The following is a 12320-nucleotide window of genomic DNA, read 5'->3' on the forward strand; positions in this document are numbered from 1 at the left end:
CGTCATGCAGATTCGCGATCTTCCGTATTCAGATCCTGGCGATCCGGATGTCCGGTCAGGTCCACGGTTCCTGTTCTGGCTCGGGCGCAGTCAGCTCGCCGGACAGCTCAAGTCCCTCTCCTGGGGCCTTCTTCACCAGTGCGCCATCGCCGGGCTCCCGCTCACCGTCGGTCTCGCCGTCCAGGCCGTCATCGACCGCTCGGGCCGCGGCCTCCTCGTGGCCGGCGGCCTGATCGTGGCCCTCGGTGTGCTCATCGCGGTGGGCGACACGATGCTCCACCGCACCGCCATCACCAACTGGATCACCGCCGCGGCACGCGTCCAGCAGTTGCTGGCCCGCAAGACCGCCGAGCTCGGCTCCGCGCTCACCCGGCGGGTCGCCGCCGGCGAGGTCGTCGCCGTCTCCACCGGCGATGTCGAGAAGATCGGCTGGTTCGTCGAGGCGCTCTCCCGCTTCGCCGCCGCGGCCACCGCCCTCGTACTGATCTGTATCGGCCTCGTCCTCTACCTCCCCACGCTGGGCGTGCTCGTGGCGATCGCCATGCCGGTCCTGGCCCTGGCCGTCCTGCCCCTCCTCCCCCGGGCCACCCGGCGCGCCGACATCCAGCGCGAGAAGGCGGGCAAGGCGACGGAACTGGCCTCCGACACGGTCGCCGGTCTGCGGGTGCTGCGCGGCATCGGCGGCGAGGAACTCTTCCTCGGCCGCTACCGGCGCGCCTCCCAGGAGGTACGGAAGGCCGCCGTCCGCAGTGCGCGGATGTGGGCGCTGATCTCGGCGATCCAGGTGCTGCTGCCGGGTGTTCTCCTGATCTCGCTGGTCGTGTACGGGGCCACGCTGGCCCGGGACGGCCGTATCGAGGTGGGCCAGCTGGTCACCGTGTACAGCGCGGCGACGCTGATGCTGTTCCCTCTGCGGCACGTCGAGGAGATCGCCATGGCGTACTCCTTCTCCCGGCCGTCCGCGAAGCGCGCGGTCCGGGTGCTGTCGCTGCACCGCACCGTGCAGCCGTCGACGATCGAGGGCATGGCTCCGGTCGGGGACCTGTACGACCCGGCCACCGGCCTGATGGCTCCCGAGGGACTGTTCACCGCTGTGGTCTGCGGTGATCCGGACGAGGCGGGCCGGCTGGCCGAACGGCTCGGCGGGCACGTCCAGACAGAGGACGACGCGGCCGACATGACCGACGCGGCCGCCACCGACGACACGTCGCCGAAGCCGAAGCCGGAAGCGGAACCGGACCGGAAGCCCACGCCGAAGGCGCCGTCCGTACTGCTCGGCGGCGTGGCGCTGGACGAACTGCCGCTGGACTTCGCACGGGCGGCGGTACTCGTGCAGGACAAGGACCCCGTGCTGCTCTCCGGCACACTGCGCGAGCTGCTCGATGTGCCGTCCTCCGGTCTAGTGACCGCCGAGGACGCCCTGGCGGCGGCCCAGTGCGGTGACGTCCTGGACGCGCTGGCCCAGGCTTCGCCCGAAACGGACGGCGACCCGATGCGGACCCGGATCACGGAGCGCGGCCGTTCGCTCTCCGGCGGCCAGCGGCAGCGTCTCGCCCTGGCCCGTTCCCTGGTCACCGACCCGGAGGCACTGGTGCTCGACGAGCCGACGTCGGCCGTCGACTCGCACACGGAGGCCCGGGTGGCCGCCGGAATCAAGCGGCTGCGCCAGGGCCGTACGACCGTGGCCTTCGCCTCGTCGCCGCTGCTCCTGGACCTCGCCGACCGGGTGGTGCTGGTCCACGACGGCTCCGTCGTGGCCGTCGGTTCGCACCGCGAGCTGCTGCGCGGCGAGCCCCGGTACCGGGCGGTCGTCACGCGCGAGACCGAGGACGAACTCGCGGCCCTGGCCGCACACGACGGGATCACGGAGACCGCACAGGCCGACGGGATCGAAGCGATCGAGGAAATCGAGGAGAGGGCATGATCGGCGTCGCACCACCGGCGTACGACCCGGCCGCCCCGGAGTCGGCGACGACCCTGCCGGTCGGCACACCGACGACCGTGCGCGGCTACGTACGTGACCTGTTGCGGCGTCACCGCACACCGTTCGCCGTGCTGATCGCGGTGAACGCGGTCGCGGTGATCGCCTCGATCACCGGCCCGTACCTGCTGGGCGGACTGGTCGAAGACCTGTCGAACGGGGTCACGGACCTCCATCTGGAGCGCACCGCGGCGGTGTTCGCGCTCGCGCTCGTCGTGCAGACCGTGTTCACACGGACCATGCGGCTGCGCGGCGCGATGCTCGGTGAGGAGATGCTCGCCGATCTGCGCGAGGACTTCCTCGTACGGTCGGTCGGGCTGCCTCCGGGGGTCCTGGAGCGGGCCGGGACCGGAGATCTGCTCTCCAGGATCACGACGGACATCGACCGGCTGGCGAACGCGATGCGCGAGGCCGTGCCGCAGCTGGCGATCGGCGTGGTGTGGGCAGGGCTGCTGCTCGGCGCACTCACCGTGACGGCCCCGCCGCTGGCACTGGCCGTACTGATCGCCCTGCCGGTGCTGATCGTCGGGTGCCGCTGGTATTTCCGGCGGGCGCCCTCGGCGTACCGCTCGGAGGCCGCCGGGTACGCGTCCGTCGCGGCGATGCTCGCGGAGACCGTCGACGCGGGCCGGACCGTGGAGGCGCACCGTCTGGGCGCCCGCCGGGTCGCGCTGTCGGACCGGCGGATCAAGGAGTGGACCGCCTGGGAGCGGTACACGCTGTTCCTGCGCTCGGTGCTCTTCCCCGTCATCAACGCCACGTACGTGACGATCCTCGGCGCGGTGCTGATGCTCGGCGGCTGGTTCGTTCTGGAGGGCTGGCTCACCGTCGGTCAGCTGACGACGGGAGCGCTGCTGGCGCAGATGATGGTCGACCCGATCGGTCTGATCCTTCGCTGGTACGACGAGTTGCAGGTCGCCCAGGTCTCGCTGGCCCGGCTGGTGGGCGTACGCGACATCGAGCCGGACGCGGGTGACGACAGGATCGGCCCGGACGGCCGGGCGGTCCGGGCGGACGACGTGCACTTCGGCTACCGCGCCGGCGTCGACGTCCTGCACAAGGTGACCCTGGACGTGGCTCCGGGTACGCGGCTGGCGCTGGTCGGTCCCTCGGGGGCGGGCAAGTCCACGCTGGGCCGGCTGCTGGCCGGGATCTACGCACCGCGCTCGGGTGAGGTGACTCTGGGTGGTGCTGAGTTGTCTCGGATGACGGCGGAGCGGGTGCGCCGGCATGTCGCCCTGGTCAACCAGGAGCACCACGTCTTCGTGGGTTCGCTGCGTGACAACCTGCTGCTGGCCCGCACCGGCGCCGATGACGCCGAGCTGTGGGCGTCACTCGCCGCGGTCGACGCGGACGGCTGGTCCAGGGCCCTGGACAAGGGGCTGGACACCGAGGTCGGTTCGGGCGGGCTGGCTCTCACGCCGGCGCAGGCGCAGCAGATCGCGCTGGCCCGGCTGGTGCTCGCCGATCCGCACACGCTGGTGCTGGACGAGGCGACCTCGCTGCTGGACCCGCGGGCGGCCAGACACCTGGAGCGCTCGCTGGCCAGGGTCCTGGACGGCCGTACGGTGGTGGCCATCGCGCACCGGCTGCACACCGCGCACGACGCGGATGTGATCGCCGTCGTGGAGAGCGGCCGCATCAGCGAACTGGGCAGCCACGACGAGCTGGTGGCCGCGGACGGTGCGTACGCGGCGCTGTGGCGGTCCTGGCACGGCTGATCCGGGTCGCCGGCCCCCGGAGGATGCGAACGTGGCGAGCCGCACTCACCAATGTGTGGCAGGTGGATGTTCCGAACGATCCTTCGGGGGCACGGCGAGGGGCGCTCTTACTCCTGAGCCGCCATGCCCCGGGACGCCGTCAGGAGGCGAACTCCGATGCGGCCGGTAAGGATGAGGAGTGACCCACCCGGAATCAGGGGCAGTCGAGTACAGGACCGCGTAAGCCCGAGAAGGGACGCACACCGTGGCACGACCCAGGATTCTCGTTGTCGGCGCCGGCTTTGCCGGGGTCGAGTGCGTACGCCGACTGGAACGCAGGCTCACCCCCGGCGAAGCGGAGATCACGCTCGTCACGCCGTTCTCGTACCAGCTGTACCTGCCGCTCCTGCCGCAGGTCGCCGCCGGTGTACTGACTCCCCAGTCGGTCGCCGTCTCGTTGCGCCGCAGCCGTCGCCACCGCACCCGGATCGTGCCGGGCGGGGCCATTGGAGTGGACACCGACGCGAAGGTCTGCGTCGTCCGGAAGATCACTGACGAGATCGTGAACGAGCCGTACGACTACATCGTGCTCGCCGCGGGCAGCGTCACCCGGACCTTCGACATCCCCGGACTCGTCGAGAACGCCCGGGGTATGAAGACCCTCGCCGAGGCCGCGTACATCCGCGACCACGTGATCGCCCAGCTCGACCTGGCCGATGCCAGCCTGGACGAGGAGGAGCGGGCCTCCCGGCTCCAGTTCGTCGTGGTGGGCGGCGGGTACGCGGGCACCGAGACCGCGGCCTGTCTGCAACGGCTCACCACCAACGCCCTCAAGCACTATCCGAGGCTCGATCCGAAGCTCATCAAGTGGCATCTGATCGACATCGCCCCGAAGCTCATGCCCGAGCTCGGGGACAAACTCGGCAAGGACGCCATGGAGATCCTGCGCAAGCGGGGGATCGAGGTCTCGCTCGGCGTCTCCATCGCCGAGGCGACGGCGGAACAGGTGACGTTCACCGACGGCCGGGTCCTGCCCTGCCGCACGCTGATCTGGACGGCGGGCGTCGCCGCCAGCCCGCTGATCGCCACCCTGGGTGCGGAGACGGTACGCGGACGCCTCGCCGTGACTCCCGAACTCTCCCTGCGCGGCTCGGACGGCGTCTTCGCCCTCGGCGACGCCGCCGCGGTGCCCGATCTGGCGAAGGGCGACGGAGCCGTGTGCCCGCCCACCGCCCAGCACGCCATGCGCCAGGGCCGCACCCTGGCCGACAACCTCATCGCGACGTTGCGCGGCATGCCGCTGATGCCTTACGAGCACAAGGACCTCGGCCTGGTCGTCGACCTCGGCGGCCGGGACGCGGTCTCCAAGCCGCTCGGCATCGAACTGAAGGGACTCCCCGCCCAGGCGGTGGCCCGCGGCTATCACTGGTCGGCGCTGCGGACGAACGTCGCCAAGACCCGGGTCCTGACGAACTGGATGCTGAACGCGATCGCCGGTGACGACTTCGTGCGGACCGGTTTCCAGCTCCGCAGTCCGGCGACGCTCAAGGACTTCGAGTACACCGGCGCCTATCTCACCCCGGAGCAGGTGCGGGCGCACACGGCCGCGACAGTGATCCGCCACTGACCCGGTCCTCCTCTCTCCCGGCGGGCCCGCTCCGCTCAGGTCTGCCGGGAGAGGACCGTCTCGACGGTGTCCGCCTCCTGTGGCCGCTTGTCCTCGCGGTAGCGCAGCACCCGGGCGAACCGCAGGGTGACCCCGGCGGGGTAGCGGGTGGAGCGCTGGAGGCCGTCGTAGGCGATCTCGACGACGAGTTCGGGGCGTACGGTCACCACGTGGCCGTCGTCGCCGGTGGAGAGCTCGCCCAGCCGTTCGGTCTGCCAGGCGAGCATGGTGTCGGTGAGCCCTTTGAAGGTCTTGCCGAGCATCACGTACGAGCCGTCGGACCCCCGCGCCCCGAGATGCAGGTTGGACAGCTTCCCGGTCCGCCGCCCGTGCCCCCATTCGGCCGCGAGCACCACGAGGTCCAGGGTGTGCACCGGCTTCACCTTCAGCCAGGAGGCCCCGCGCCGGCCGGCGCTGTAGGGCGCGTCCAGGCTCTTGATCACCACGCCCTCGTGGCCCCGCGCCAGCGTGGTGGCCAGGAACGCGACCGCGGACTCGCGCGGGCCCGCGTCGGCCGGCTCCGTGACGAGGACGCGGCGGACCCGCATCCGCTCCGGAACGAGTCCGGCCAGCGCCGCGTGCCGTTCGGTGAAGGGCAGGTCCAGAAGGTCCCGGCCGTCGGCCGACAGCGCGTCGAAGAAGACGGGCACGACGGGGACGGTGGCCGCCGCCCCGGCCACATCGCGCCGTGAGCCCACCCGGGCGGCGGTCTCCTGGAAGGGGCGAGGGCGGCCGTCGGCCCCGAGCGCGATCACCTCGCCGTCGAGAATGAACCGCTCGCCGGGGAAGTCACGTACGGCTGCGGCGATTTCCGGCAGGCGCTCGGTGATGTCGTCGAGCGTCCGGGTGTAGAGGCGGACCTCGTCGCCGTCCCTGTGCGCCTGGACGCGGATGCCGTCGAGCTTCTCCTCGACGACGCAGGTCCCCAGCTTGTCGATCGCTTCGGCGACCGAGGCTGCGGTGTGCGCGAGCATCGGCAGGACGGGGCGGCCCACGGTCAGCCGGAACGCGCCGAGCGCCTCCGGCCCCCGCGCCAGCAGGTCCCTGGCGACCGCTTGCAGCGATCCGGCGAGCATCACGGCCCGCCGTACGTCCTCGGGCGGCGCCCCGGCGGCCCGGGCGAGCGCGTCGGCGGCGACGGCGTCCAGGGCGCCCTGCCGCACCTCTCCGGTGAGCAGGGCCCGCAGGAAGCGCTGTTCGTCGGCGGTGGCGGCGCCGAGTAGCCGTTGGAGGCGTGCGCGGCGGCCGGCCTGGGAACCGGCGCCCGACAGGGCTCCGACGGCCGTCAGCTCGGCGTCCACCTCCGCGACGGTGAGCGTGGGCTCGGCGGCGGGCGGCACAGGGTCGCGCAGCGTGCTCCAGCCGATGCCGAGCCGCCCCTGCGGAAGGCGGCCGGAAAGATACGGGATGACGATCGGGACGTCGTCCGGCGCGGTGTCCCGGAACAGGTCGGCCAGCAGGGCGACCTTCCGGGACCGTGCCGACGTGGCGGCGACGTCCAGGGACACACGGGAGAGCCGGGCAAGCAGCATGCGGTCATGGTGCTACGGCTCGTCGCCCGCCGCCGTGCAGGCACGAGGGAAGGGCGACGGAAAGGGGTCAGATGACGTTGAGGGCGGCGGCGCCGCCCACTCCCCCGAGCAGCATGAAGGCCGGCATGAGCACCTTCAGCTCCACCCAGCTGCCGGCCCGGAAGCGCAGCGCCTTGGGCGGTCCGATCGGGTACCAGCGCCTACGTCCCAGCGGGATCGGCCAGAGGATCGGGCAGCCGGAGACGGTCAGTGCGTCGCCGATGTCGTGGACGAGCGCTCCCAGCACGATGGGCAGCCCGAGCCACAGGTACTCCTGGCCGGGGGCGGTGAACAGCCAGTCGGAGCCGTTGCCCGCCTTGTCCAGGACACCGGCCAGGGTCCAGGCGCTGGTCGCCCCCAGGAGCCATACCAGGACGTCGCTGGACATCCGGGCGGCCCGCCACAGCAGTCCTTCGACGGCGAGCACCAGATGGACGAAGAGGATCGCTAGGACCGCCCACCGGCCGCCGTTGACCGCCGCGACCGAGGCGCCCGCACCGATCAGCACGGCCCACAGCCAGGTGTGGGTCAGCGTCCGGTGGCCGCCGGTCCTGCGCGGGTCACCGGGTCCCCTGGTCGCCTTGTAGACGGCGTAGGAGAGCTTGTCCACGATCTCGCACATACCCTTGGAGATCGGCCCGAAGGCCCGCGAGATCGTCGCCGACTTGTGGTCGAGGTCGGGGGCGAGCGCGGCGCCCGCGCAGATCAGACCACCCACGACCAGGACGGGCCAGGGCATCGGATGGCCGGCCGCGGCCGCGGCCGCGCCCACCCCCAGCCAGGCCGCTGCCCCCGACAGAGAGTGTGCCGGTCCCATCATGGTCGTTCCCGCCCCCGTAGATCTCGCGCGGCCATGGCCTGTGCGGCGCAGCCGAGTTGAGTGGGCAGCGTATCGTCCGTGATCTTCGACTGATCGTCCGGTTCCCTCATCCGGGCGGAAGACAGGCAAGATGGGGGTGTGACCCTTATCGATCAGCTGCCCCCGACCGACGACCCGGACGCCCTCTTCGAGGCCTTCTCGTCATGGACCGAGACCCAGGGCATCACCCTCTATCCCGCTCAGGAAGAGGCGCTGATCGAGGTCGTCTCCGGGGCGAACGTGATCCTCTCCACGCCCACCGGCTCCGGAAAGAGCCTGGTCGCCGCCGGCGCGCACTTCACGGCGCTGGCCCAGGACAAGGTCACCTTCTACACCGCGCCGATCAAGGCGCTGGTCTCCGAGAAGTTCTTCGATCTCTGCAAGCTCTTCGGCACGGAGAACGTCGGCATGCTCACCGGCGACGCCTCGGTCAACGCCGACGCCCCGGTCATCTGCTGCACCGCCGAGGTGCTGGCGTCGATCGCGCTGCGCGACGGCAAGTACGCCGATGTCGGCCAGGTCGTGATGGACGAGTTCCACTTCTACGCGGAGCAGGACCGCGGCTGGGCCTGGCAGATCCCGATCCTGGAGCTGCCGCAGGCCCAGTTCGTCCTGATGTCGGCGACGCTCGGCGACGTCGCGATGTTCGAGAAGGACCTCACGCGCCGCACCGGCCGTCCCACCTCGGTGGTGCGCTCGGCGACGCGGCCGGTCCCGCTCAGTTACGAGTACCGGCTGACGCCGATCACCGAGACGCTCACCGAACTGCTGGACACCCGGCAGTCCCCCGTCTACATCGTGCACTTCACCCAGGCCGCGGCCGTCGAGCGCGCGCAGTCGCTGATGAGCATCAACATGTGCACGAAGGAGGAGAAGGAGAAGATCGCCGATCTGATCGGCAGCTTCCGCTTCACCACCAAGTTCGGCCAGAACCTCTCGCGTTACGTGCGCCACGGCATCGGGGTGCACCACGCCGGGATGCTGCCCAAGTACCGGCGCCTGGTGGAGAAGCTCGCCCAGGCGGGCCTGCTCAAGGTGATCTGCGGTACGGACACCCTCGGCGTCGGCGTCAACGTCCCCATCCGCACCGTGCTGTTCACCGCGCTCACCAAGTACGACGGCACGCGGGTCCGTACGCTGCGCGCCCGGGAGTTCCACCAGATCGCCGGCCGTGCCGGGCGGGCCGGGTTCGACACGGCGGGCTTCGTCGTCGCCCAGGCCCCCGAGCACGTCATCGAGAACGAGAAGGCCGTCAAGAAGGCGGGCGACGACGTGAAGAAGAAGCGCAAGGTGGTCCGTAAGAAGGCCCCCGAGGGCTTCGTCGCCTGGTCGGAGACCACCTTCGACAAGCTGATCCAGTCCGATCCGGAGCCGCTGAGCTCCCGCTTCCGGGTCACGCACACGATGCTGCTGTCCGTGATCGCGCGCCCCGGCAACGCCTTCGAGGCGATGCGGCATCTGCTGGAGGACAACCACGAGCCGCGCAGGGCTCAGCTTCGTCACATCAGGCGGGCCATCGCCATCTACCGCTCGCTGCTCGACGGCGGCGTGGTGGAGCAGCTGGACAAGCCGGATGCCGAGGGCAGGATCGTCCGGCTGACCGTCGACCTCCAGCAGGACTTCGCGCTCAACCAGCCGCTGTCCACCTTCGCGCTGGCCTCGTTCGATCTGCTGGACGTCGAATCCCCTTCGTACGCCCTGGACATGGTCTCCGTCGTCGAGTCCACCCTGGACGACCCCCGGCAGATCCTCGCCGCCCAGCAGAACAAGGCGCGGGGCGAGGCGGTCGGCCAGATGAAGGCGGACGGGATCGAGTACGAGGAGCGGATGGAGCTGCTCCAGGACGTCACGTACCCGAAGCCGCTGAGCGAGCTGCTGTGGCACGCGTACGAGGTGTACCGCACGAGCCACCCGTGGGTCGGCGACCACCCGGTGTCACCGAAGTCGGTGATCCGGGACATGTACGAACGGGCCATGACCTTCACGGAGTTCACCTCGCACTACGAGCTGGCGCGTACGGAGGGCATCGTCCTGCGCTACCTGGCCGGCGCGTACAAGGCCCTTGAGCACACGATCCCGGACGACCTGAAGTCGGAGGACCTGGAGGATCTGATCGCCTGGCTCGGCGAGATGGTCCGCCAGGTGGACTCCAGCCTCCTGGACGAGTGGGAGCAGCTCGCCAACCCGGAGGTGGAGACCGCCGAACAGGCGCAGGAGCGGGCGGACGAGGTCAAGCCGGTCACGTCGAACGCGCGCGCCTTCCGGGTCCTGGTCCGCAACGCGATGTTCCGCCGGGTGGAGCTGGCCGCGCTGGACCGCGTCCGCGAACTCGGCGAGATGGACGGCGATTCCGGCTGGGACGAGGACGCCTGGGGCGAGGCGATGGACGGGTACTGGGACGCGCACGAGGACCTGGGCACCGGCCCCGACGCCCGCGGGCCGAAGCTCCTGAAGATCGACGAGGACCGGGAGCACGGCCTGTGGCGGGTCTGGCAGGCTTTCGCCGACCCGGCCGGGGACCACGACTGGGGCATCAGCGCCGAGGTCGACCTGGCCGCTTCCGACGAGGAGGGCCGGGCCGTCGTCCGGGTCACCTCCGTGGGTCAGCTGTGACGTGGAACAGGCTTCGAGAGTGGAGAAGAACCCTATGACGAACCCCGCCGAGCGCCTGGTCGACCTGCTCGACCTGGAGCGGATCGAGGTCAACATCTTCCGTGGCCGCAGCCCGCAGGAGTCCCTCCAGCGGGTCTTCGGCGGCCAGGTCGCCGGGCAGGCTCTGGTGGCGGCGGGCCGCACCACCGACGGCGACCGACCGGTCCACTCGCTGCACGCCTACTTCCTGCGCCCGGGACGCCCCGGCGTACCGATCGTCTATGAGGTCGAGCGGGTACGGGACGGCCGGTCCTTCACCACCCGCCGGGTCACTGCCGTGCAGGAGGGCCGGACGATCTTCAACCTGACGGCGTCCTTCCACCGCCCGGAGGAGGGCGGCTTCGAGCACCAGCTGCCGCCGGCCCGCGAGGTCCCCGACCCCGACGAGCTGCCGACCGTCGCCGACGAGGTGCGTGAGCACCTGGGCGCCCTGCCCGAGGCGCTGGAGCGGATGGCCAGGCGCCAGCCCTTCGACATCCGTTACGTGGACCGGCTGCGCTGGACGCACGAGGAGATCAAGGACGCGGACCCGCGCAGTGCCGTGTGGATGCGGGCGGTCGGCCCGCTGGGCGACGATCCGCTCGTCCACACCTGCGCGCTGACGTACGCGAGCGACATGACGCTGCTCGACGCGGTGCGGATTCCGGTGGAGCCGCTGTGGGGGCCGCGCGGTTTCGACATGGCGTCGCTGGACCACGCGATGTGGTTCCACCGGCCGTTCCGGGCGGACGAGTGGTTCCTGTACGACCAGGAGTCGCCGATCGCCACGGGCGGCCGCGGGCTGGCCCGAGGCCGTATCTACGACCGCCAGGGCCAGTTGCTGGTCTCGGTGGTGCAGGAGGGGCTGTTCCGGCGGCTCGACGCCTAGGGACGGGGCGGCCGCGCAGGGGGCCGCCCTGTCCGCCGCGCGGCTCAGATGCCCGGCAGTGTGTCCTGGTCGACCTCGTGGCGGCGCGTGCGGATGTCCGGTGCCGCGGGGTGCAGTTTGGCGTCGCAGGCGGGGCCCAGGCCGGTGCGGCGTGATGCCGTACCGGTGAGGGGGCGTCCGCACATCCGGCAGCGCACCAGGCGTCGGCCCGTGGCCGCGCCGGTCTCGGGCAGCGGTTCGGCCCCGGGCGCGGCGGGCGGCGCGGGGAGAGGCACGGGAAGGGGCTCCGGTTCGGGGGACGGCACGCACCGATCCTCTCAGGACCCGCCGCTCCCCCGCCGCACCGAGTGGGCCCCGGACCGAACCGTATCCCCGATCAGGGATATCCTCTCTGATATGAGAGAGCCAGAGGGGCTTGAGCCCGGCTCCGTGGACGCCCGGCTGGCTGCCCGGCTGGGCGAGCTGCGCACCGAGCACGGCTGGTCGCTCGACGAGTTGTCCCGGCGCAGCGGAGTGAGCCGCTCGACGCTGTCCCGGCTGGAGCGCGGTGAGCTGAGCCCCACCGCCACCCTGCTGGGGCGGTTGTGCACGGTGTACGAGCGGACCATGTCACGCCTGCTGATGGAGGTGGAGACGGAGCCGCCGCTGCTGGTGCCGGCCGAGCGGCAGTCCGTGTGGCGGGACGAGGCTTCCGGCTTCGTCCGCCGTTCGGTCTCGCCGCCGCACGCGGGACTGCGCGGTGAGGTCATCGAGGGCAGGCTCGACGCGGGAGCCACCGTCTCGTACGAGGGCCCGCCCGTACCCGGCCTCGAACAGCACCTCTGGGTTCTGGAGGGCGCACTGGAGATCACGGTCCACGGGAGCCTCCACTCGGTACGCACCGGCGACTGCCTGCGCTTCCGGCTGCACGGCCCCTCCCGCTTCCACTGCCCGGGGCCCGACCCGGTCCGTTACGCCCTCCTGATCGTCCTTCCGTGACCGTGACCACCCCCGGCCACGGCTCCGCCCCTCCCCGCGCCCAGA

The 12320-nt window shown here is 71.3% G+C and carries 9 protein-coding genes; 6 read left to right on the forward strand and 3 right to left on the reverse strand.

Translation table 11 applies throughout. From position 1 onward, the window contains the following. Positions 1–4 precede the first annotated feature (4 nt). From ACFWSK_RS16330 to ACFWSK_RS16340, 3 genes are all read left to right on the forward strand, one after another. Positions 5–1924, forward strand: a complete 1920-nt coding sequence (locus ACFWSK_RS16330; RefSeq protein ID WP_383785881.1) for an ABC transporter transmembrane domain-containing protein — start codon at positions 5–7, stop codon at positions 1922–1924. Further along, a complete protein-coding gene (locus ACFWSK_RS16335; protein ID WP_383785884.1) occupies positions 1921–3702 on the forward strand; it encodes an ABC transporter ATP-binding protein in 1782 nt (593 codons plus the stop codon). Before ACFWSK_RS16330 ends, ACFWSK_RS16335 begins: the two co-directional genes overlap by 4 nt. A gap of 244 nt (positions 3703–3946) precedes the next feature. Next, a complete protein-coding gene (locus tag ACFWSK_RS16340) occupies positions 3947–5308 on the forward strand; it encodes an NAD(P)/FAD-dependent oxidoreductase (RefSeq protein WP_383785887.1) in 1362 nt (453 codons plus the stop codon). Positions 5309–5343: 35 nt separating this feature from the next. Here ACFWSK_RS16340 and ACFWSK_RS16345 read toward each other — a convergent pair whose 3' ends face one another. Then, positions 5344–6879, reverse strand: a complete 1536-nt coding sequence (locus ACFWSK_RS16345) for an ATP-dependent DNA ligase (protein WP_383785890.1) — start codon at positions 6877–6879, stop codon at positions 5344–5346. Positions 6880–6946: 67 nt separating this feature from the next. Further along, complete coding sequence (locus tag ACFWSK_RS16350) at positions 6947–7738, reverse strand: metal-dependent hydrolase (protein WP_383785893.1); 792 nt, start codon at positions 7736–7738, stop codon at positions 6947–6949. Positions 7739–7876: 138 nt separating this feature from the next. Here ACFWSK_RS16350 and ACFWSK_RS16355 point away from each other — a divergent pair, with 138 nt between their 5' ends. Further along, the gene (locus tag ACFWSK_RS16355; RefSeq protein WP_383785896.1) at positions 7877–10390 is read left to right on the forward strand and encodes a DEAD/DEAH box helicase; all 2514 of its coding nucleotides are present in this window, start codon (positions 7877–7879) and stop codon (positions 10388–10390) included. A gap of 34 nt (positions 10391–10424) precedes the next feature. Next, positions 10425–11297, forward strand: a complete 873-nt coding sequence (locus ACFWSK_RS16360; protein WP_383786158.1) for an acyl-CoA thioesterase — start codon at positions 10425–10427, stop codon at positions 11295–11297. 44 nt (positions 11298–11341) lie between these two features. Here ACFWSK_RS16360 and ACFWSK_RS16365 read toward each other — a convergent pair whose 3' ends face one another. Further along, entirely contained in the window at positions 11342–11572 is a 231-nt protein-coding gene (locus tag ACFWSK_RS16365; RefSeq protein WP_383786160.1) for a DUF6011 domain-containing protein, read from the reverse strand. A 121-nt stretch (positions 11573–11693) separates the two neighbouring features. Here ACFWSK_RS16365 and ACFWSK_RS16370 point away from each other — a divergent pair, with 121 nt between their 5' ends. Then, the gene (locus tag ACFWSK_RS16370) at positions 11694–12275 is read left to right on the forward strand and encodes a helix-turn-helix domain-containing protein (protein ID WP_383785899.1); all 582 of its coding nucleotides are present in this window, start codon (positions 11694–11696) and stop codon (positions 12273–12275) included. Positions 12276–12320: the final 45 nt, after the last annotated feature.

Source organism: Streptomyces sp. NPDC058620 (genome assembly GCF_042717135.1).
Taxonomy (GTDB): Bacteria; Actinomycetota; Actinomycetes; order Streptomycetales; family Streptomycetaceae; genus Streptomyces.